The organism is Actinocrinis sp., assembly GCF_035650855.1.
Classification (GTDB): domain Bacteria; phylum Actinomycetota; class Actinomycetes; order Streptomycetales; family Catenulisporaceae; genus Actinocrinis.
Genome location: NZ_DASRGV010000250.1, coordinates 1 through 22187, shown reverse-complemented (window position 1 = coordinate 22187; position 22187 = coordinate 1). Strand labels below are relative to the sequence as shown.

General features: G+C 70.8%; 17 protein-coding genes. 7 read left to right on the top strand and 10 right to left on the bottom strand.

Annotated elements, in window-relative coordinates:
- The coding region (locus tag VFB40_RS18170) for a pyruvate formate lyase family protein (RefSeq protein ID WP_349261534.1) at positions 1 to 1718 on the top strand (1718 nt) is incomplete at its 5' end.
- Positions 1719 to 1747: 29 nt separating this feature from the next.
- Complete coding sequence (gene pflA, locus VFB40_RS18160; RefSeq protein WP_349261536.1) at positions 1748 to 2533, top strand: pyruvate formate-lyase-activating protein; 786 nt, start codon at positions 1748 to 1750, stop codon at positions 2531 to 2533.
- A 38-nt stretch (positions 2534 to 2571) separates the two neighbouring features.
- Here pflA and VFB40_RS18155 read toward each other — a convergent pair whose 3' ends face one another.
- From VFB40_RS18155 to VFB40_RS18140, 4 genes are read right to left on the bottom strand one after another with little or no spacing between them, the layout of a single operon-like run.
- A complete protein-coding gene (locus VFB40_RS18155; RefSeq protein ID WP_324852188.1) occupies positions 2572 to 3300 on the bottom strand; it encodes a CBS domain-containing protein in 729 nt (242 codons plus the stop codon).
- Positions 3273 to 6815, bottom strand: a complete 3543-nt coding sequence (gene cydD / locus VFB40_RS18150; protein ID WP_324852186.1) for a thiol reductant ABC exporter subunit CydD — start codon at positions 6813 to 6815, stop codon at positions 3273 to 3275. Before cydD ends, VFB40_RS18155 begins: the two co-directional genes overlap by 28 nt.
- Positions 6816 to 6835: 20 nt before the next feature.
- Positions 6836 to 7915 (bottom strand): cytochrome d ubiquinol oxidase subunit II, encoded by a 1080-nt coding sequence (gene cydB, locus VFB40_RS18145; RefSeq protein ID WP_324852184.1) that lies wholly within the window; start codon positions 7913 to 7915, stop codon positions 6836 to 6838.
- A gap of 22 nt (positions 7916 to 7937) precedes the next feature.
- Positions 7938 to 9344, bottom strand: coding sequence for a cytochrome ubiquinol oxidase subunit I (locus tag VFB40_RS18140; RefSeq protein ID WP_324852182.1), 1407 nt, complete (start codon positions 9342 to 9344; stop codon positions 7938 to 7940).
- A 217-nt stretch (positions 9345 to 9561) separates the two neighbouring features.
- Between VFB40_RS18140 and VFB40_RS18135 the strand changes: the two genes are divergently transcribed.
- From VFB40_RS18135 to VFB40_RS18120, 4 genes are all read left to right on the top strand, one after another.
- Positions 9562 to 10743: an acetoin utilization protein AcuC gene (locus VFB40_RS18135; RefSeq protein WP_324852180.1), complete on the top strand. Its 1182-nt coding sequence runs from the start codon at positions 9562 to 9564 to the stop codon at positions 10741 to 10743.
- 239 nt (positions 10744 to 10982) lie between these two features.
- A complete protein-coding gene (locus tag VFB40_RS18130) occupies positions 10983 to 11498 on the top strand; it encodes a universal stress protein (RefSeq protein WP_324852178.1) in 516 nt (171 codons plus the stop codon).
- A 105-nt stretch (positions 11499 to 11603) separates the two neighbouring features.
- The gene (locus VFB40_RS18125) at positions 11604 to 12614 is read left to right on the top strand and encodes a zinc-dependent alcohol dehydrogenase (RefSeq protein WP_349261535.1); all 1011 of its coding nucleotides are present in this window, start codon (positions 11604 to 11606) and stop codon (positions 12612 to 12614) included.
- Between the two features lie 51 nt (positions 12615 to 12665).
- A complete protein-coding gene (locus VFB40_RS18120; protein ID WP_324852173.1) occupies positions 12666 to 13565 on the top strand; it encodes a universal stress protein in 900 nt (299 codons plus the stop codon).
- A 15-nt stretch (positions 13566 to 13580) separates the two neighbouring features.
- Here the strand turns inward: VFB40_RS18120 and VFB40_RS18115 are convergent, their stop codons facing one another.
- On the bottom strand, positions 13581 to 15929 hold the full coding sequence (locus VFB40_RS18115) for a GNAT family N-acetyltransferase (RefSeq protein ID WP_324852171.1): 2349 nt from the start codon (positions 15927 to 15929) through the stop codon (positions 13581 to 13583).
- 300 nt (positions 15930 to 16229) lie between these two features.
- On the opposite strand from VFB40_RS18115, the gene VFB40_RS18110 reads away from it, so the two are divergent.
- Positions 16230 to 17471 carry an acetyl-CoA hydrolase/transferase family protein gene (locus VFB40_RS18110; RefSeq protein WP_324852169.1) on the top strand — a complete coding sequence of 414 codons (1242 nt, stop codon included), beginning with the start codon at positions 16230 to 16232 and terminating at the stop codon, positions 17469 to 17471.
- 90 nt (positions 17472 to 17561) lie between these two features.
- Here VFB40_RS18110 and VFB40_RS18105 read toward each other — a convergent pair whose 3' ends face one another.
- The 5 genes from VFB40_RS18105 to VFB40_RS18085 all read right to left on the bottom strand — a co-directional run bounded on the left by VFB40_RS18105 (position 17562) and on the right by VFB40_RS18085 (position 21938).
- Complete coding sequence (locus tag VFB40_RS18105) at positions 17562 to 18311, bottom strand: CBS domain-containing protein (RefSeq protein WP_324852167.1); 750 nt, start codon at positions 18309 to 18311, stop codon at positions 17562 to 17564.
- Positions 18312 to 18343: 32 nt separating this feature from the next.
- Positions 18344 to 18988 (bottom strand): universal stress protein, encoded by a 645-nt coding sequence (locus VFB40_RS18100; RefSeq protein ID WP_324852165.1) that lies wholly within the window; start codon positions 18986 to 18988, stop codon positions 18344 to 18346.
- A 5-nt stretch (positions 18989 to 18993) separates the two neighbouring features.
- Positions 18994 to 19437, bottom strand: coding sequence for a CBS domain-containing protein (locus VFB40_RS18095; RefSeq protein WP_324852163.1), 444 nt, complete (start codon positions 19435 to 19437; stop codon positions 18994 to 18996).
- A 129-nt stretch (positions 19438 to 19566) separates the two neighbouring features.
- Positions 19567 to 21324, bottom strand: a complete 1758-nt coding sequence (locus tag VFB40_RS18090; RefSeq protein ID WP_324852161.1) for a sensor histidine kinase — start codon at positions 21322 to 21324, stop codon at positions 19567 to 19569.
- Positions 21325 to 21395: 71 nt separating this feature from the next.
- Complete coding sequence (locus tag VFB40_RS18085) at positions 21396 to 21938, bottom strand: pyridoxamine 5'-phosphate oxidase family protein (protein ID WP_324852158.1); 543 nt, start codon at positions 21936 to 21938, stop codon at positions 21396 to 21398.
- Positions 21939 to 22187: the final 249 nt, after the last annotated feature.

Below are 22187 nucleotides of genomic sequence, written 5' to 3'. Positions count from 1 at the left end.
TCGGCGACTACCGGCGTGTCGCGCTTTACGGCGTGGATCGGCTGATCGCCGCGAAGCGGAAGGAGCGCGCCGAGCTGGACGCGCTCTGGGCCGACGACGAGACTATCCGGCTGCGCGAAGAGCTGGCCGAGCAGATCAGGGCCCTGGGTGAACTGAAGCAGATGGCTGCTTCGTACGGGTTCGACACCTCCGGTCCGGCGGCGACGGCGCGCGAGGCGATCCAGTGGCTGTACTTCGGGTTCCTGGCGGCGGTCAAGGAGCAGAACGGCGCGGCCATGTCGCTCGGCAGGGTCTCCACCTTCCTCGACGTCTACCTGGCTCGCGATCTGGCGGCCGGGCGGCTGGATGAGAGCTCGGCGCAGGAGTTGATCGACGACTTCGTGATCAAGCTGCGGATCGTGCGTTTCCTGCGCACGCCCGACTACGACGAGCTGTTCTCCGGCGACCCGACCTGGGTGACCGAGACGATCGGCGGCACCGGCCGCGACGGTCGGCCGCTGGTGACGCGCACCAGTTTCCGGTTCCTGCAGACGCTCTACAACCTCGGCTCCGCGCCGGAACCGAACCTGACCGTGCTGTGGTCGAGCCGATTGCCGCGCGGGTTCAAGGACTTCTGCGCCAAGGTGTCCATCGACACCAGCGCGATCCAGTACGAGTCGGACGAGCTGACCCGGCGGCACACCGGCGACGACACCGCGATCGCCTGCTGCGTCTCCGCGATGCGGGTTGGCAAGCAGATGCAGTTCTTCGGCGCGCGGGTCAATCTGGCCAAGGCGCTGCTGTACGCGATCAACGGCGGCCGGGACGAGATCAGCGGCGCGGTCGTGGCGCCGGGGCTCGAGCCGATCGCGGACGAGTATCTGGACTATGACAAGCTCGACGTCGCGCTGGACAAGGTGCTCGACTGGCTGGCCGAGACGTATGTGCACGCCCTCAACGTGATCCACTACATGCACGACAAGTACTCCTACGAGCGGATCGAGATGGCGCTGCACGACCGCGACGTCGAGCGCACGATGGCCTGCGGCATCGCAGGGCTCGCCGTCGCGGCGGACTCGCTGTCGGCGGTCAAGTACGCGAGAGTAAGGGTGCTGCGGGACGAGAGCGGCCTGGCGACGGACTTCGAGACCACGGGCGAGTTCCCGGCCTACGGCAACAACGACGAGCGCGCGGACGCGATCGCGGTCGATCTGGTGGACCGGTTCATGACCAAGATCCGCCGGTATCCGGCGTATCGCGGCGCGCGGCACACCCAGTCGGTGCTGACCATCACCTCGAACGTGGTCTACGGCCACAAGACCGGGAACACTCCGGACGGCCGGCGCGCCGGTGTGGCCTTCTCCCCCGGCGCGAACCCGATGAACGGACGCGACCGCCACGGGCTCGTCGCCGCGGCGCTCTCGGTGGCGAAGCTGCCCTACGACTACGCGCAGGACGGCATCTCGCTGACCGCGACCATCGTGCCCTCCGGCCTCGGGCGGGAGCCGGGCGAGCGGACCGCGAACCTGGCCGGAATCCTCGACGGGTACTTCGCTTCCGGCGGCTACCACATGAATGTCAATGTTCTGGATCGGGCCGTGCTCGAGGATGCGATGGAGCACCCTGAGAACTACCCGCAGCTCACCATCCGGGTCTCCGGATACGCGGTCAACTTCGTCCGACTGAGCCGCGAGCAACAGCTCGACGTGATCAGCCGCACCTTCCACGAGGCGCCTTGAAAGGCATGAGCACAGCACGAGGCGACGCCATGACCGGCATGACGGGCCCTGGCGTCGAGACAACAGAAATCAGCGTCGCGTCAGTCCTCGGATCGATCCACTCCTGGGACCTTTCTACGGGAGTGGACGGGCCCGGAACACGGTTCGTGGTGTTCACCCAAGGCTGCCCGCTGCGCTGTGCCTACTGCCATAACCCTGACACGTGGCGGATGCGCGACGGGCAGCAGATCGAGTCGGCGGACCTGGTCGCGGAAGCGGCCAAGTACGCACCCTTCATCCGGTCGGCTGGCGGCGGGGCGACAGTCAGCGGTGGCGAACCACTGCTTCAGCCCCGATTCACCGCCGCGCTGCTCCAGGGGTTCGGGGCGCTGGGATTGCACACCGCGCTGGACACCTCCGGGTACCTCGGCGCCCGGGCCGGCGACGGTCTGCTGGCCGCGACGGATTTGGTCCTGCTGGACATCAAGTCCTGGGACCGGGCGCTGTACCGCCGCCTCACCGGCCGGGACCTGCACCCGACCCTCGCCTTCGCGCGCCGACTCGCGGATCGGCCGCAGCCGGTACCGGTGCACCTGCGTTTCGTCCTCGTGCCGGGCCTGACCGACGCCGCTGCGAACGTCGCGGGAGTGGCCCGCTTCGCGGCCTCGCTCGGCAATGTCGAGCGTGTCGACGTGCTGCCCTTCCACAAGCTCGGTGCGGCGAAGTACGCGGCGCTCGGCATCCCGTTTCCCCTCGCCGACACCCCGACGCCGACCGACCGGCAGGTCAGCGCGGCGCGCGAGCTGTTCGCAGCTGAGGGGTTGACCGTCTTCTGACGGTCAACCCCTCAGCTGGCGAGTCCAGCAGTCTGGTCTCAGACGCTGTGGTCGCGGTGCCAGCCGGAGAAGACGCCCTTGAAGGGCGGTTCCTTGACCGGACGCAGATCCGTGTCGTCCTCGGCGTATGTGAGGTCGCTCTCCACGGCCACCACGCCGTCGATCCGGCGCACCGCGCTCTCCGCGATGCGGACCGTGCTGCGCCGGTCCATCCGGCCGGAAAGCAGCACGCGGCCGTCGTAGACCTGCGCGGTCCAGCCCTCCGGGGCGATCCAGAACGAGTCGACCAGCAGCGAGCGGACCTCCTCCTCCAGCTCTTCGTCGCTGCGCAGGAAGATGCGCAGCAGGTCGCGGCGGCTGACGATGCCGACGAGGCGGCCGTTGCCGTCCACGACCGGCATCCGCTTGATCCGGTGCGCCTCAAGCTTCCGGGCGGCGGCGGAGACATCCTCCTCCGCACCGATGGTCACCGCGGGCGCCGTCATCAGCTCCACCGCCGTGGCGGCCTGGGCCTTGTGCCGGGTGAGCGACTCCTTCGGCGTCAGCGGCGGCCGCAGCGGATCGGGCGCCTGCGCCCGGCTCTCCTTGGCCAGCAGGTCGTGCTCGGAGACGATGCCGAGCACGCGCTTGCCCTCGCCGAGCACCGGCAGCGCGCTGACCGCGTGCTCCGTCAGCAGCCTGACGATCTCCTTGTACGCGGTTCCCGGGCTCACGGTGACGACCTGCTCGGCCGGCGTCATCACATTGCCCACGGTGCGGTGCGGCATGTCACTACTCCTCTTCGCCGCGGTGGCCCGATCGGATCTGCGGCTTCTGGCCCCGATACATTCACCTCTTGCATCGTCACGCGGCGAACGCCGCTCGGTGAGGGCCGAAAGGCCCGGTCGTGACGGATCCAAAGGACCGTTCGGCCGCGCAGCTCGCGGCGCAGGTTGAGCTCCACGGCGGCAGCCGTCTGCGCGTCGAGGTGGGCGAGCGGTTCGTCCAGCACGACGACGGGGGCGCGGCTGAGCAGCACGCGGGCGAGGGCGATGCGCTGGCGTTCGCCGCCCGATACGGCGTCGCCGAACTGACCGACCGCGGTGTCCAAACCGTTGGGCAGCGCGGCGATCCACTCGTCGAGGCGGACGGCCCGCAGGACCCTCGACAGCTCGCGTTCGGTGGCATCGGGGCGGGCGATGCGCAGGTTCTCCCGGATGGTCGCATCGAATAGGTGCGCGTCCTGTCCACAGACGACCACCGTGTCGCGAACCCGGTCCGGATCGATCTCGCGCAGGTCGGTGCCGTCGATGCGTACAGAGCCGGAGACCGGATCCAGGAAGCGCGCGGCGAGGGCGGCCAAGGTGGATTTGCCGATGCCGCTCGGACCGGAGATTTCGACGTGCTCGCCAGCGCGTACCTGGAACGACACGTCGCACACGGCCGGTTCGGCGTCGTCGCAGGGCTCGATGACCGGCCGGGAACGCGGATCGGGATCGGGCCAAACGGCGGTGACCCGCTCGAATGTGAGCACGGATTCGGCGGTCCACGCGAGCGCCTTCGGGCGTTCAGGCGTCGGCACGAGCGGCGGGGCGTCGGCGATTCGGCGCAGCCGTTCCCAACCGGCATTGCCGTGGTCATAGGCGCGCGCGGCGTCGGGAAGCGTGGCGAGCAGCTCGAAGAGGGCGAGCGGGGCGAGGACGAGCGCTGCGGCAATCGGCCCGCCGACGTGCCCGGCGCGCACTGCGTGACCGGCAACTACCGCGAGGGCGGCGCAGGTCGTCCCGGAGGCGAGGAGATTAAGCGCCTGACCGAGCCCGCCGGCCAGCGCGCTGCGGCGTTCGAGAACGCTGAGCTGCCGATCGTCCTCGGCGATGAGCTGCACGTGGCGCGCGGCCGCGCCGTAAGCGACAAGGTCCGGCAGCGCACCGAGCAGGTCGACGGTGTGCTCGGTGAGGCGGGCGCGCGTGGTGGCGGTGCGGGTCTCGGCGCCTCGACTCGTCGCGCGCGCGACCAACGGAACGAGGACCGCGCCGACGCTGATCCCGAGACACAGCACCAGAGCGCTCGACGGCAACGCGAGCAGGTCGAAGAGGAGCAGCCCGGAGCACGAGAGCACGACACCGGCCACCGGAAGCAGCACCTTGAGGAAGAGGTCCTGCACGGCGTCGATATCAGAGGTCAGATTGGCGAGCAGGTCGCCGCCGCGCTCGGCCGCCATTCCGGCCGGAGCGCGCCGCGCGAGCGCGCGATAGACCCGCACGCGCAGGTCGGCGAGCAGACGTAGCGTCGCGTCGTGTCCGGAGAGGCGTTCGGCGTAGCGCAGGACGGCGCGGCCGATACCGAAGGCTTGGACTGCGGCGATACCGACCTGGAGGGTGAGCAGCGGCGGACGCAGCGCGGCGGTGGCGATCAGCCACGCCGAGGCTGCGGCCAGACCGACGCTGCACAGTGCGGCTGCACCGGCGAGTCCCGCCGCGGCAGTAATTCGGGTCCTGATTTGCCGGGGTGTGGCGGATTCCTCGGCTGCGCTGCCGATGGCGCGCGGGGCGGCAGCGGCACGTGACACGGCTCGGCCAGATTCGAGCGGCGCTGGTGTAGCGGCTGGCTGTGCGGGTTCGGTCTGCGGCGACGGCTCGAGGCGCACGATCGTGTCGCAGAGTTCGAGCAACGCGGGCCGGTGTGTGATCAGCAGTGCGGTGCGGCCGGGCAACCAGCTCCGGAGCGATTCCGTGATGGATCGCTCGGTATCGGGGTCGAGGTGTTCGGTCGGCTCGTCAAGCAGCACGATCGGGGCGTCACGCAGGATCGCGCGCGCGAGCCCGACACGCCGCGCCTGCCCGCCGGAGATCGCGGTCCCGTCGCGGCCCAGCGGTGTGTCGAGCGGAAAGTCGATGCCGGCCGCCGAGGCGGCGTGCACCACTTCCTCGTCCGCGGCGAGCGGCTTACCCAGCCGAATGGCTTCGGCGACGGTGCGGCCGGTCAGCAGCGGTCGCTGTGGCAACCAGGCCAGTCGCGCGCGCCACTGTTCGAGGTCTGTGTCTGACGGTCGTGTGTCTGACGGTCGTGTGTCGGACGGTTGCGTGTCGGACAGTTGTGCGTCACAGAGCTGCATGTCGCCGACGCTGATGCGGCCGCTCGACGGGGTGTCGAAGCCGAGCAGCAGGTGCAGCAACGTGGTCTTGCCGACACCGCTCGGGCCGACCAGCGCGGTGACCCGTCCCTCATCGAGGGGGAGTTCGAGGTCTGGCACAACCTGGTCCGCGCGGCCTTCGCGGGAAATGCGTACGCCGGAGAAGCGGATGGTGCCCGGAGATGCGGAGGCAATGGCGATGTTGTGTGCGGCGGATGCGGCGCCTTCGTGGGGCGTCGTCGTGGACACAGTGTTCGCGAAGATCTGGTCCGTGGCCGCGAGTCCCTCGGCCGCCTCGTGATATCGAGCCCCCACAAGGCGCAACGGCAGGTAGACCTCCGGTGCGCAGATCAGCACCAGTAACCCGGTGCGCAGGCTCAGGCTGCCGTCCGCGAGCCGCAGGCCGATCGCCACGGCTACCAGCGCCACCGAGAGCATCGCGATCAGTTCCAGCACGAGCGAGGAAAGGAACGCGACCCGCAGCGTCCGGCTCGTCGCCCGCCGATGCGCGTCAGCGGCGCGCCGGATCGCGGCCTGCTGGGGCTTCGCCCGGCCGAACGCGACGAGGGTGGGCAGTCCGGCGACCACTTCCAGGAAGTGGCCGCCGAGGCGCTCGAGGGTGGACCAGCGCTCAGCCATGTGGTCGCGGGTCATGAGTCCGATCAGGATCATGAACAGCGGGATGAGTGGGATGGTGAGCGCGATGATCAGGGCACTGAGCGGGTCCGCCGTCAGGACGCGAACGCCGAGCACGGCAGGCACGATCGCCGCCAGCGCCAGCTGCGGCAGGTAGCGCGCGAAGTAACCGTCGAGGGCGTCGATCCCGCGGGTCGCCAGGACCGCGGCCTCGCCGGCCCGTTCCCGGTCGGCGGCTCGGACTCGGCCGGTCGTCAGCGCCTTGATCAAGTCGGCGCGCAGAGCAGCCTTCACCGCCGTGGAGGTGCGTACCGCGCAGGCCTCCCGAAACCAGGCCAGCGCCGCGCGCCCGAGGCTCGCGGCGATCAATCCGGCCACCGGGCCCGCATACGAAGCCTGCGATCGTGGCGTGAGCACCAGCCCCGAGATCAGGTCAGCCAGCAGCGTGGCCTGCACGATCAGCAGTACGGCGTCTGCCGCGCCGATCCCGGCCAGTGCGCCGAGGAACGCCCGTACTGGCCGGGCACGACGCACCAGCCGAGGATCGACTGGTTTCACGCGGCGCTGCCTTCCTGGTGGCGGTGTGGCAGCTCCTTGTCAGCAGCCTTACGCGCCGTCGGCAGCGAGACCTTCCCGTCACCGTTGATGCGCGCTCGGAACACCCAGTACGTCCAGGTCTGGTAGGCCAGCACGATCGGCGTGAAAGCGAGCGCCACCCAGCTCATCACGGTCAGCGTGTAATGGCTCGACGACGCGTTGGTCACGGTCAGGCTGTACGCGGCCGACGTGGTCGACGGCATCACCGCCGGGTGCAGGGTCAGGAAGAGGGCCGTGGTGGTCGCCACGATCGCGGCCGCGGTGCCCGCGAAGGCCCAGCCGTCACGCTCGCGCCAGGTCGCCGCGAGCCCGCCGAGCAGGGACACGGCGGCGATCACCGCGACCACCGCGGCGGCGGCCACGTGTCCGTGCGAGCCACCGCTTGCCTGAACCAGCGTCCAGACCAGGAATCCCACCGCGAAGATGGCCGCGCCCGGCCCGATCAGCAGCGCCGCCTTTCGCGCGCGGTCGCGCAGCTCGCCGGTCGTCTTGAGCGCGATGAACACCGCTCCGTGCAAGGTGAACACGGTCAGCGTGGTCAGGCCGCCGAGCAGGGCGTAGGGATTGAGCAGCGTGAAGAAGGACCCTGTGTAGTTGTGCGCCGCGTCGATCGGCACGCCGCGCACGATGTTCCCGAACGCCACGCCCCACAGCAGCGCGGGAACGGCGGCGCTTACCGTGTGCGCCAGATCCCAGCGGCGTCGCCAGACCGGATCGGTCTCCTTGTTGCGGTACTCGATCGCCAGGATGCGCACGATCAGCGCCACCAGGATCAGCAGCAGGGCCAGGTAGAAGCCGCTGAAGAGGGTCGCGTACCACTGCGGGAACGCGGCGAAGGTCGCGCCGCCGGCCACCAGCAGCCAGACCTCGTTGCCGTCCCAGACCGGGCCGATGGTGCGCAGCATCAGGCCGCGCTCCCGCTCGTCCCGGCCGACCGCGTGCAGCAGCACGCCGACCCCGAAGTCGAATCCCTCGAGCATGAAGTAGCCGCACCAGAGCACCGCGATGAGGGTGAACCACAGGTTCTGCAGAGACATGTTAGGACCCTTACTCCTTGTGTCAGTACGCGAAGCCGAGGTCCGGCTCGGTGTCGGGAGTCGGGTCCGCGCCGGGGCCACCGGAACCGCCCGGCCCGCGCCGGGCGGCGCGCACCGTCAGGCCGACCTCGACGACCGCCAGCCCCGCGTACAGCAGGGTGAGCACGATCAGCGAGGTGAGGATGGTGCCGGCGCCTACGGTCGGCGAGACGGAGGTTCTGGTGGCCAGCACCCCGAACACCGACCAGGGCTGGCGGCCCATCTCGGTGAAGATCCAGCCGAAGCTCGAGGCCAGCGGGCCGAGGGCCATCGCCCACAGCGCGGCGCGCCAGAACCAGCGCCGCTCCGGCTCCGGGGTGCGCCCGCGCCGGGTCAGCCAGAGCCCGAGCAGCGCCACCAGGCCGGCGACAAGGCCGAAGCCGATCATGAGCCGGAAGGACCAGTAGGTGACCGGGATGACCGGGGTGTAGGTGCCCGGGCCGTACTTGGCGATCTCGGCCGCCTGCACGTCGTTGATGCCCTGCACCTGCCCGTGGAAGGAGCCGGTCGCCAGGAAGGAGAGCAGGTTGGGCAGCCGCACCGACCAGACCTCGGACTTGCCGTCCAGCGAGCCGATCGTGAACAGCGAGAAGGAGGCGGGCTGCGAGGTGTGGTACAGCGCCTCGGCCGCGGCCATCTTCATCGGCTGCTGCTCGGTCATGATCTTGCCGTCGATGTCACCGGTCACCGCGGTCAGCGCGCAGGCGATCAGGGTTGTCCACAGACCGAGGCGCAGCGAGGGCCGCATCGTGTCCGCGTGCTGCCGGCGGCGCAGGTGCCAGGCGCTGACCGCGATCAGCAGCAGCCCGGACATCAGGAACGCGGCGGCGATGGTGTGCCCGAAGGCGACCAGCGCGGTGGAGTTGGTCAGCACCGCCCAGATGCTGGTCAGCCGCGCGGTGTGGGTCGCCGGGTCGAGCACGAAGCCGACCGGGTGCTGCATCCAGGCGTTGGCGGCCAGGATGAAGTAGGCGGAGAGCATGGTGCCGATGCCGGCCAGCCAGATGCAGGCGGTGTGCACCCGCGGCGACAGCCGGTCCCAGCCGAAGATCCACAGGCCGAGGAAGGTGGACTCCAGGAAGAAGGCCAGCAGCCCCTCGATCGCCAGCGGGGCGCCGAAGACGTCGCCGACGAAGCGCGAGTACTCGCTCCAGGCCATCCCGAACTGGAACTCCTGCACGATGCCGGTGGCCACGCCGAGCGCGAAGTTGATCAGGAAAAGCTTCCCCCAGAACTTCGCGGCGCGCAGATAGTGCTCGCGGCCGGTGCGCAACCACGCGGTCTGCAGTCCGGCGGTCAGCAGCGAGAGGCCGATGGTCAGCGGCACGAAGAAGAAGTGGTACACGGTGGTGATGCCGAACTGCCAGCGGGCGAGCAGTAACGCGTCCACGGCTCATGGTCCTTTCGGGGACGTACGCGGTCGTGCTGCCAGCTTCGCCAGCGGCGGCGGGCCCGCGGCAGGGCGTACCGGCCTGGCCGGAAGGGACCAAGGTCCCGAACCGGCGCCGGGCTTGCCGTCCGAACGACCCGAGACGCCGGGCGCGCGACGCGCGATAGTGAGCGGAAGGTGCGATGGTGCACCGGGAGGCTGGAGGACGGACGGCGCGATGGACACGACCTTGCTGGTGCCTTGGGACGACGCGCTCACGTCGTACGACTTCGGGCACGACCATCCGCTCGCGCCGGTGCGGGTCGAGCTGACCATGCGCCTGGCGCGCGAGCTCGGCGTGCTCGACGCCCCCGGCGTGGTGCTGGCGCCGGTGGCCGCGGCGAAGGACGGCGTGCTTGAACTCGTCCACGCCCCGGAGTACATCGCCGCGGTGAAGAACGTCGCCCACGCCACGCGCTCCGAGCGCAGCCGCTACGGCCTCGGCACCGACGACAATCCGATCTTCCCCGGCATGCACGAGGCCTCGGCACTGGTCGTCGGGGCGAGCGTGGCGGCGGCGGACGCGGTGTGGTCCGGCATGACCGAGCACGCCGCGAACATGGCCGGCGGCCTGCACCACGCGATGCGCGCGCACGCGTCAGGGTTCTGCCTCTACAACGACGTCGCGATCGCCATCGCACGACTGCTTGAGCAGGGCGCGACCAGGGTCGCTTACGTGGACGTGGACGCGCACCACGGCGACGGTGTGCAATCAGCCTTCTACAACGACCCGAGAGTCCTGACGATCAGCCTGCACGAGCATCCCAGCACCCTGTTCCCCGGCACCGGGCTGCCGGAGGAGTCGGGCGGCCGGAACGCCGAGGGCATGAGCGTGAACGTGGCGCTGCCGGCCGGCACCCGCGACGCGCACTGGCTGCGCGCGTTCGACGCGATCGTTCCGCCGCTGCTGTACGCCTTCCGGCCGGAGGTCCTCGTAACGCAGCACGGTTGCGACAGCCATGCGCTCGACCCGCTCGCACACCTAATGCTCACCATCGACGGTCAGCGCATGGCCGCCGAGGCACTGCACCGTCTCGCGCACGAGCACACAGAAGGCCGCTGGCTGCTCTTCGGCGGAGGCGGGTACGCGGTGGTCGACGTGGTACCGCGAATCTGGACGCACGTACTGGCCGAGGCCGCGCACCGGCCGGTCCCGCCACAGTCCGAAGCTCCCGACTCCTGGCGGACCTTCGCCGCCGAACGCGCCGGGCAGATCGCGCCGCGGTCGATGACCGACGGGCACCAGCCGCAGCCGCGCCCGTGGGCCAACGGCTTCGATCCGGCCGACCCGATCGACCGCGCGGTTCTGGCCACTCGCCGCGCCGTCTTCCCGCACCACGGCCTCGAAGTCACCCACTGAGTCCGGGCGGAGCGCGGAACCGCTCCGCCCGCAGCTCCACCGCTCCTCCACTCCGCCGCAGAGCAGAGCCGCACCGGGCTTGATCGCCATCACGTCCGCCGCAAGACAGGGCCAACGGTCGGGCCCCGGCGGGACGTTCGACCGTACTGCGCCTGCCGCCCCGGGCAGCACGCTGATTACCGGAGAGACGGCAGCCAGCGGCGATGAGCGCCACGAGCGGACCAGAGGAGCGCGACACCATGAAGAAATTCGGTCACCCTCGCGTCGTCGTCGGCATCGATGATTCGCTGACCGGCCTCGCCGCGATCCGGACCGCCGTGGCGGAGGCGCGCCGGCGCATGCTCCCCCTCTACGCCGTGCGGTCCCGCACCACCGCGATCGCTTGCGTGGACTCGACCACCATCACCACCGCGTTCCTCGACGCGCTCGGCTCCGTGCCCACCGACATCGAGATCGAGACGGCGGTGTCCTTCCTGCCCGTCAGGGACGCGCTGTGCACGGCGGCGGCCGATCCGCGCGACCTGCTCGTCGTGGGCTGCAGCGGCAAGGGTTTCTGGCACACGCTGTGGTCCGGCTCGGTCGCGCACGCCGTGATGCGCCGCGCCCGCTGCCCGGTGCTGGCCGTGCCCGTGCCGGAAATGGCCCGCGTCGTGCATCGTCCGCACGGCTGGCGCAGACGCGGCCAGTGGGACCCGATCCGGCAGCTCGAAGCCGAGCGGCCCGAGTTCCAGGGCCGCCCTTACTCAGGCATCTGAGTCGTGCGGGGGCGCCCGGTGCGGCGCCCCCGGCTGCTGCGGGCCGGCTTTCGGTCCCGCCCGGCCCGTCACGCCCCCCATCGCAGAAGGCAGAGAAACGCCATGATGAAAGCAGCCGTCGTCACCGACTTCGCCAGGCCGCTGCGGATCAAGCAGGTGCCGGTGCCGGTCCCCGGCCCGGGCCAGGCGCTGGTGCGCATCGAGGCCAGCGGGGTATGCCACACCGACATACACGCCGCGCACGGCGACTGGCCGGTCAAGCCGCCGCTGCCGTTCATTCCGGGCCACGAGGGCGTCGGCGTGATCGAGGCGCTGGGCCCGGGCGTGCAGGTACGCAGCGTCGGCGAGCGGGTCGCGATCCCATGGCTCGGCTCCGCATGCGGGCACTGCCGCTACTGCGTTTCCGGCCGCGAGACGCTGTGCGAGTCGCAGACGAACACCGGCTACTCGGTCAACGGCGCCTACGCCGAGTACGCGCTGGCCGCCGCCGACTACGTGGTGCCGGTGCCCGACTGGGTCAGCACCGTCGAGGCCGCCCCGCTCACCTGCGCCGGCGTGACCACCTACAAGGCGATCAAGGTCGCCGGGGTCGGGCCGACCGACCACGTCGCGGTCTTCGGCGTCGGCGGGCTCGGCCACCTCGCGGTGCAGTACGCGCGCATCGCCGGCGGTTTCGTCACCGCGGTCGACCTGGACGAGGGCAAGCTGGAGCTGGCCAGGGAACTGGGCGCCGAGCACGTCGTGAACGCGGCCGAGCACAATCCGGCCGAGCAGATCCGGGCCCAGGGCGGCGCGGACGTGGCGATCGCCCTGGCCGCCTCGCCGCAATCCTTCCACCAGGCCTTCGCCAGCCTGCGCCGCGGCGGCCGGCTGGTGTGCGTCGCGCTGCCCGCGGGCGGCACGCTGACCGTCCCGATCTTCGACACCGTGCTCGGCGGGATCAGCGTCATCGGCTCGATCGTCGGCACCCGCCAGGACCTGGCGGAGGTCTTCGAGTTACACCGCGCCGGGCGCACCCGGGTGTTCGCCGAGAGCCGGAAGCTGGAGCAGGTCAACGAGACCTTCTCCGATGTGCTGGCCGGACGCGTCCAGGCGCGCATCGTCTTCGAGTTCTGAGCTCGCGCCGGAATCCGCCCGCCGCGGTCCTTCCCCAGACCTGGAGTCACCATGATTCAGAAACTTTCCACACCGCGGCGCATCGTCGTCGGCGTCGATTCCTCAGACAACGCGTCGCGCGCGGCCGAATGGGCCGCGCGCCAGGCCGCCGATCTCGGCGTGCCGCTGTTCCTGTTGCACGCGCTCGACCTGTCCGCCGGGCCCGGCAGCGGTACCGAACACGGTGTCGCCGGACACGAGGCCGGCGAACGCAGCGGCTTCGCCGAGGCCCGCTGGCAGGACGGCGAGCGGCTGGTCGACCGGATCGCGGTCCGGCTGGGCGAGCGGTTCCCCGGCGTGGCCGTGCGGGCCGAGCTGTCTGAGTCGAACGCGCCGGAGGCGCTGATCGACTCGAGCGGCGAGTCCACGATGGTCGTCACCGGAACGCGCGGGCACGGCGGGTTCGCCGGCCTGCTGCTCGGCTCGGTCAGCCTGAAGGTCGCCGCGCACGGGCTCGGCCCGGCGGTCGTGGTCCGCGGCGAGCAGCCGGGCGAGCCGTACAACGAGATCGTGCTCGGCGTCGAGCCAGGCGAGGCGGAGCCGCCGATGCGCTACGCCTTCGCGATGGCCGCGGCGCTGCGCTCGACCCTGACTGTGGTCCGCGCGTGGTGGCCGCACCCGGCCTATGGCGGCTACTACACCGGCGACCTCGACCTCACCGAGACCAATCAGACCGCTGAGGCGGACACGCTGATCAAGGGGCTGCGTGAGGAGTACCCGGACGTGGACGTCTCGACGGCCGCTATGCGCGGCAACGCGGTGCCGATGCTGATCGAAGCGGCGCGCGGATCTCGGCTGCTGGTGATCGGCGCGCACCGTCGGCGCAGTCCGCTCTCGGTCGGCGCCGGTTATGTGCTGCAGGGATTGCTCTCGCACTCACCGACGCCGGTCGCCGTCGTGCCGATCGAGTAAGCGGCAACCTCGTTCTCATTCGACCGGCGCGCGGCGCAGCCTACGCAAGTACGGGTCCTTACGCTGCGCCGGAGCCACCTGCCCATCGCCGCCTGTGACGCGCACGGATCCGCTCGCGTCGAGTGCGGCGTTGATGCGCAGCGAGGCCAGTCGCGGGGAGTCATCGATGAGTGCTGCGATGCGAGCCAGCAGATCGGCAAGGCGACCGCCCTCCACTACAGTTGCGTGCCGCTCAGACAGGACGGTGTGAGCCATTCCGGCGAGTTCGCCGGCTCCGGCTGGAACAAGTAGCGTCATGGCCGCGTCCGGGTCGCCGTCACGCGTGCAGGTGAGCAACGGACCGAAGACAGGGTCCTGCCACGCGGTGACCGTGAGCCGACGCGACCGGTTCGCGTCGCCGTCGTCGACAGATCCGCGCGCGGACGCGATTCCGAAGGCTTCCAACAGTTCCGCGCGCTCGGAGGCGTAGAGCGAGCGCCCGCGCGGTGTCGAGGCGAGAGCCGACCCGATCACGCGGCGCACTGCGGTGCGGTCGACGTGCCCAAGCTCGGGCTCCGGGTCTTCCGGCCGTTCCCGCACAGCCGTCGCCGCGGCGGCAGCGGCCAGCGCGGCGGCTGCGGTAGCGGCATCGTTGTAGCAGGGTATTGCGTCGCCACCGCGGGTGCCCTTGCCGACGCTGGACACTCTGACGGTCTCGGCCTGCTCGGTAAGCACGGCCACGACCGGGACCCTGAGGTTCCGGGTCACGCTCCCGGCGGCGAGCGCGTCATGCGGAGCGACCGGAACCGTCGGCGCGAGCGCGATCAGCACGGCGTCGCAGGACTCGGATTCCACGGTCTCGGTCAGCGCGCGCCGCAGCTGGTCCGCGTCGGCCGTGGCGGTCACGTTGCGCGCCGCGACGACTTCGAGCCCTTCCTTGACGCAGGCCTGCACGGCCAGGCTGAGCATGCCGCGGGTGTTTCCGAGGATCGCGACCCGCCTGCCCTGCGGCGCCGGCTGGTGTGCCAGCAGCGCCGCCGCGCTGACGAGTGCGCCCATCGACGGCACGGCGGTGATTCCGGCCTGGGCGTAAAGAGCGGTGCGCGCCTCGCTCGGCGACTGCTCCGGATCGACCGCGAGCAGCGGCACCCGGCGGGAGAGCCTGCGGGCGGTGCGGGCGAACTTGCGCGGGTTGCCGAAGGATTCGACGTGCAGCAGGCCGAGCCGGATCCGCTCGTCGCCCTCCCAGTGCATCAACAGGTCGTTCGCGCTCACGTCGTACTTGTCACCGACTGCCGCGAAGGTGCCGATCCCGATGCCGAGCCGCCCGAGGTGGCGCAGGACCGCGAGCCCGACGCCGCCGGACTGCACCGCGACGCCCACCGATCCGCGCAGGAACGGCCCGGGGGCCAGGCTGGCGTTCAGCGCGCCGGAGCGCACCGCGGTGTTGACCACGCCGAGGCTGCCCGGTCCCAGCAACCGCATGCCTGCCGAGCGGCACGCATCCAGCAGCGCGCGGCCCGAGGCGTCGTCGAACGCTGTCGAGGTCGCGATCACCGCGCGTGCGCCGTGCCCGGCGCAGATTTGCGCGGCATGCGCGGCGTGCTCGGGCGGCGAGGTGATGATCGCGAGCTCGAATCGCGCCTCGGGGTCGAGGTCCGCGGCGTCGGGGCCGCAGATCCAGAGCCGGCCGGCGAATCCGCTCAGGTGGTCGAGCACCGCCCGCGTCGCAGGGTCCTGCTGATCGCCGACCACGGCGGCCGAGCCCGGTTCGAGCAGCCGGCGCAGGCTGGCGTCGTCCGCGATGCGCTCGCGCCGCGCCGCCGCGTCCAGCAGGGCGACCCGCGCGGTGGCGGTCAGGTCGAGGTCCACGGTCACCAGCCAGGTGCCGTGGTCCCAGTTCTTGCGTACCGGAATGCCGAGGGTGGCGAACACGTCCAGCATGGCCCGGTTCTCGCCCTGGGTGATCGCGGTGAACCGGTGCAACCCGACTCGGTCGGCCTCGTCCAGCAGGTACTCGGCCAGCAGGGTGGCCACGCCGCGGCCCTGCATCCGGTCCGCGACCACGAAGGCGATCTCGGCCTCGGCCGGATCGGCCGCGCGGATCCACTCGGCCATGCCGACGACCGCGCCGTCCAGCCACGCCAGCAGGGCGCCGCGGGTGCGCGGCCCGGCCGCATCGGCCGGTGCGCAGACCGCGTCGGCCAGCAGCTTTCCCGGATACTTCGGGAAGCCGAAGAAGCGCCGGTAGACGCTCGCGCGGCCAAGCGCGGCGGCGAAGTCGTGCACCGCCTGCCAGTCCGCGGGCTCGGCGGCACGGATCAGCACGCAGCTGCCGTCGGTCAGCAGCGCGTAGGAGCCACCGGTGTCCAGCTCGATTGTCATCGCAGTCGCCCCTTCTGCCCGCTCGACCGCGGGTCATGCGATGAGCATCCTGCGAAACCGCCCGGCGCCCCAGGGTCGGAGGCCACGAGCGAAACCGGGCCGTTGGTCCCGCGCGCCAAGCCGGAGCCGCTGATCGCGCGCGCAGCGTCGCGCCGTTCGTCCTACGGATGCGTGCAGCGCCGCAGGTCCGACGGACGTGACGGCACCGGGAACGTCCCTACCCGGATTCGGGCCGTTCCGTGGTGTTCGCGGGACCTTAGTCCCTGCGATCGACTGCGTGGCGGGCCGTACCGTCGAGACATGAGAATCGTCGACTCCGCGCGGCTGCTGTCGCTGTTGGAAGGTATCGCGTACCCCGAGCCGCGCGTCGTCGCGTCCGGTAATCACGCCACGCCCTGGCACCTGCTGGAACTCGTCGACAAGGCGCTGCCCCAATACCGGCTCTTCCAGCTCAACTCGCAGCCCGGAATCCCGGTGCGCGACGGCGTGCGGCACGAGTCGCCGTTCGTCGGCCCCGGGATGCGTGGCCTGCCCAGCCTCGACTACCTGCCGGCGAGACTCTCGCTCGTACCGCAGATCCTGGCCACCACCCACCAGCCGGACATCGTCCTGCTGCACACCTCCGCTCCACGCAACGGCAAGGTCTCCCTCGGCGTCGAGGTCAACATCCTGCCGGCCGCGATCGAGCGCACCCTCGCCGCGGGCGGCGTGGTCGTCGCGCAGCTCAACGCGCATATGCCTTACACGTTCGGCGACGCCGAGCTGCCGCTTGACGCCATCGACTTCGCGGTGGAGCACGACGTCCCGCTGCCCTCTCCCGCGGGCCTTCGGGACCCGTCGGCGGCGGAGATCGCGGCGCGGATCGGCCGGCTTGTCGCACCGATGATCGAGGACGGAGCCACGCTGCAGACCGGCATCGGCGCGATCCCCGACGCGGTGCTGGCTGCCCTCATCGAGCACACCGGACTGCGGGTCTGGTCCGAGATGATCAGCGATGGCGTCGTCGAGCTGTCGGCCCGCCGAGCGCTCGACGAAAGCACGCCGGTGACGACGTCGTTCCTGTTCGGCTCGCCCGAGCTGTACACGTGGGCGGACCGCAATCCGGCGCTGCATATGGCGCGCACCGAGACAGTCAACGATCCAGCGCGTATCGCCGCGCAGCACGCGATGACGTCGATCAACACCGCTCTGCAGGTTGACCTCTATGCGCAGGCCAACGCCTCGTACGCGCGCGACCGGATCTACTCCGGCTTCGGCGGCCAGACCGACTTCGTGGTCGGAGCGCTGCACTCGCGCGGCGGCCAGGCGATCATCGCGTTGCCGTCCTGGCACGCCAAGAGCGGCACGTCCACGATCGTGCCCCAGCTGTGCACGCCGGCCACCTCGTTCCAGCACACCGCGATCGTCACCGACCAGGGCCGCGCGGACCTGTTCGGCCACAGCCAGCGCATCCAGGCCGAGCACCTGATCGAGAAGGCGGCGCGGCCCGAAGCCCGCGAGCACCTGCGGGAGGCGGCCGCCCGGCTCGGAATCGTCGCCTGACTCGCAGAGACGCGCCTGGATATACCGGTGCCCGCCGGTAGCTCAACCTCACTGGCGGGCACTCACGAGTTCAGCAGCCATGGCTCGAGGCTAGAAGATCGGCCCCGGGTTGAACGGACCCTGCACGCTCGAGTCCGCCTTCTCCGCGCCCAGCCTGTCGATCACGGTCACGACGCCCCGCACGGCGCGCGCCGCGCGTGCCGCCGCGGCAGTGTCGGACGGGTGCTCCAAGACGCCGGTCAGCGTCACCACGCCGTCCTCAACCGCGACGCCGACCTCCCGCACGTCGTGCTGCGAGAGCGAGGCGGAGACCGCTTCGATCACGTCGCCCCGGATTTCGCGGTCAGCACGCAGGTAGGCGCGCAGCAGGTCGCTGCGGGAGACGATCCCGACGATGACGTCGCGCCCGTCGACCACCGGAAGGTGCGACACCGAGTGACGCTCCATCAGGTAGGCCGCCCGCGCCACACCGGTGTCCGGGGTCACCGTCACCAGGTTCACGGACATCAGCCGGCCGGCCGAAATCGCCTCGCTGCGGGCCTGCGCCTCGCGTCCGCGCCGGGACAGCAGTTCCCAGAGCTCGGACTGACCTTCCGCGGCGGCGGCTTCCTTCGCGATCAGGTCGGTACGCGACACGACGCCGATCACGCGCCCGGTCGAGTCGACAACGGGTACCGCACCGATGCCGCGGCTGAGCATCGTCGTCGCGATCTGGCGGAACGTCGCGTAGGAGCGGACCGTGATGACGTCCTTCGCCATGACATCGCGTACCGTCGCGGCAGCCGGTGAGGTCGCGTGAGTCGCACCGCTGCCGCCGGTGCTCGCCTGCATATTGCTCATCCTTCTGCTCCCTTCAAACCGTTCCTCCCGCGTCAGCCGTGCGCGATCGGCACCGGCCGGTGTGGGTAAAGTTCGCGCCCGCCCTCGACCGGTGTGTGCTCGGCCGACACGCCCTGGTCTGCCGGGACCCGGACTTCCGGGACGCTGTGCGGCTCGGGTCGCAGCGCAGATGACGCATGGCGCTGAGCGGGGATAGGCACCACGACGACCGGACAAGTCGCGCGGGCGACACAGGCCCTGGAGATCACTCCGAGCACAGGGGGCTGATACGGTCCGGCGCCGGCCCGCAGGCGGTGGTGATCGGCCTGCCCGAGCACGAGCATCCGGGCACCGATCGCCTGGCGCACCAGCACCTGACTCGGCACGCCCACCTCGATGACCCGCCTGGCGTGCGCGACGCCGCTCTCGGCGACCATCTGCTCCACCATCGCCGCGTCGTCCATGACCGCGATGTCGGCGTCGCGCACGGAGTCGTGCACGGGATCACGCATCGCGTGCGGCGCGCGGCCCGCGTATGGCGCGAATCGGTGCGCGCGCGGGTCGATCACGTGCACCGCGATCAGCGGCGCTCCATGGGCCGCCGCTTCCTCGGCCGCCCAGCGCAGAGCGGCCATAGAGGCCTCGCTGCCGTCCAGTCCGACGACGATCGGGGCTGCACCACTCCGCATTTCAGGCATCGAACTCACTCCTGCCAGGCGTGCTGCTTGCGGTCGGTCGCGTCAGCCAGCGCGCGGGTGACGTCCCGGGCGGTGACCACGCCGAGCACGTGGGCGTCCTCGTCGAGTACCGGCACCGCGTCGAGGTGGTGCTCGGTCAGCGTTTGCGCACACGTACGCAGATCGTCATCGGGACGCAGCGCGATCCACGCCGCGCAACCCAGGCTCTGCACCGGCGTGGCCTTGAGTACCTTCGGGTCCAGCGGCCAGAGGGTGGCCAGATGCCGGGTGCCGATGACGCCGAGCGAACGGTTCTGCGCGTCCACGACGACAACGTGCCGCGCGGGACCGGTGAGGAATCGTTCGACGACTTCCCACACGCTGGTGTCGCTGCGCACGATGGCGCACGGCGGGCTCATGACGTCAGAGGCAGTCTTGGATTCGAGTACCGCGAGCGTGTAGTTGTCCATGCTTCGATCGTGCCGCCGCGAGGGCCGCATGATCAGGGGCCTTCGACCCGGTCCGGCGCGCCACTGGACTCGAATCCGGGGGCTTGTGGTCCGCCGCGAAGCGAAAGCCCGTCCAAACCCCCGATCCTGCTAGTCCTTGATCCCCGCGTTGCCGCCTGCCGAGATTTCCAGCCCCGTCGGCACCGTCCAGGTCAGGACACTGCCGCCACGCTCGCCCGGCTTCGCGGTGAACGTGCCGCCGAATTGCTGCGCCCGCTCAAGCAAATTGGTCAGCCCGCTTCGCCGCCCGCCCGGCGCGATGCCCACGCCGTCGTCGCTGATCCGCAGCGCCACCTGCGTGCCGTCCGCCGTCAGATCCACATCCACCCGGGAGGCACCCGCGTGCCTGGCCGCGTTCGACAGCGCCTCGCGCAGGACCGCCACCAACTGCTCCGCCGCGTCCGGGCCGATCAGGTGCTCCACCGGACCGGTGAAACGCACACTCGGTGTGAAGCCCAGCAGGCTGGCCGCCTGCTCGCAGATCTCCATGACCTGCGCGCGCACGCCCGGGGCGTCGTCCTGGTCCTCCTCGTGCGCGTGCAAGGCGAAGATGGTCGAGCGGATCACCTTAATCGTGTCATCGAGGTCTGATACCGCCTGCGCGATCCGGCGCGCCACGGCCGGCTTCTGCGTGATCTTGTACGCGCCCTGCAGGCTCATCGAGGTCGCGAACAGCCGCTGGATGGCCAGGTCGTGCAGGTCCCGGCCGATCCGATCCCGGTCCGCGTACAGGGAGAGCAGCTCGCTGTCCCGGCGCCGCTCGGCCAGTTCCAGCACCACCGCGCCCTGCACCGCCATGTCAGCGGTCAGATTCACCATCGCCGCGTCAAAGGGCGGCGCGCCGGCCAACCGGTACAGCGCGAACGCGCCGCGCACCTGCCCGGCCGTGCCGAGCGGCACCGCCAGGACCGGCCCGAACACCACATCGGGCAGCAGCCTTCCGGACCGCGGGTAGCTGGACAGGTCGGTGACCACCTCGGCCTGCGCCGACTTGTAGACCGCGCCGATCAGCGTCTCCTCGACGTCCACGGTCATCCCGCGCACGCCCTCCGCGTTCCGCCCATCGGCGGCGACGACGAACAACTCGCCGCTGTCCGGTGACGGCAGCGCGATCACGGCGAGATCGGCGGCGGCGAAGGAGCGCACCCGCTGCGCGAACCCGGCCAGCACGTCGTCCATGTCCTGCTCGGAGAGCAAGCCTCGGGTCAGCTCGGCAGTCGTTTCCAGCCAGGCCTGCCGGCGCCGCGCCTCCTCGTATAGCCGCGCGTTGTCGATCGCCACGCCCGCCGCTGCGGCCAGCGCCGTGAGCACCGCCTCGTCGTCAGCGTCGAACGGTGCGCCGCCGTCCTTCTCGGTCATGTAGAGGTTGCCGAAGATCTCGTCGCGCACCCGGATCGGTACGCCGAGGAAGGAATGCATCGGCGGATGGTTCGGCGGGAAGCCGTAAGAATTCGGATGCCGGCTCAGATCCTCGGCGCGCAGCGGCTCCGGATGCCGGATCAGCTCGCCGAGCAGTCCGTGCCCCTCCGGGAAATGCCCGATCGCGGCGATCTGCTCCGGGGAGAGGCCGACCGTGATGAACCGGGACAGCCGGCGCCCGTCCTCCCCAAGGACGCCGAGTGCGCCATAACGCGCATTCACCAGTGTCGCGGCGGCTTGAACGATCCGGCTGAGCGCCTGCTCGAGATCCAGCCCGCTGCCGATGCCGACCACGGCCTCAAGCAGCTGACGTACCCGGTCTCGGGAAGAACGCACCGAGGCCAGCCGCGCCTGCAGCTCGTCGAGCAGCTCGTCGATGCGCAGCGTCGGCAGGATCCTTGAGACCTCGTCACCAAGCTGGTCGGCCACGGTCAACCGCCTCTCCAAAGGAGCGACCGGCACCGCGCGCCTGGCGCGCCGCGGAGTTCGCTCCTCCGGGATCACGGTACTGCGCTCGACCCGCTCGGCACGACCTTTCCGTCCCCGCGCGTGGTCGCTACCGCCCCGTCCGGCACGCGCCCGCCGTGCGCGGACCGCCCCGGCTCGGCTTCCGGCTTCGCCCGCAAGGACGCCTCACGCGGCCCGAGCCAGCGCCCGGTCACCACGGTCAGCGGGATGCGGATCAGGTAGTCCTTGACCCCCGGCGCCCACGGTATGGGGCCGTCCTCGTGTGCCCGTGCGAGCTCGATCTCGTCCGTCACCAGCTGTGCGGTACCGAGCACCGAGACAGACCAGCCTGAGCGCGTTGTCCGGTCGAGTTCGTCGGTCTCGAAGGCCACCACGGCCCCGCGCACCGCCTGTCCCAGCGAGGACGCCGACCCGGTCCAGATCAGCACCGCGCCCCCGCGCACCGCGAAGTTCACCGGGCGGATCGCCGGCAGGGCGCGCCGGGTGTAGACGAGCCGCCCGACCTCCTGCGACTCGAGCAACGCGATGGCCTCGGCGCGGGTGAGCACCTCAAGCCCGTTTGCATCGATTTCCATGACCTGATGCTGAGGCTTCATCCGGCGGCAGCGACAGGGCCGAAGGGCCCGAACCGCCTTCTGTCCGCCCGTCCACCGGTCCCTCCTTCCCCCCTTCCCCCGGTCCCTCCGTCCGCTTGCCCCGTCTCGACCTTGACCTGGTCCGGGTAGCGGGCCCACCCAGCCGAGTCCGTGAGCCGGTCACCCAGCCAGTCACCCCGCCTGGTCCCGTGAGCCGGCCACCTCGCCTGGCAGACCTCAGCTGTGCCC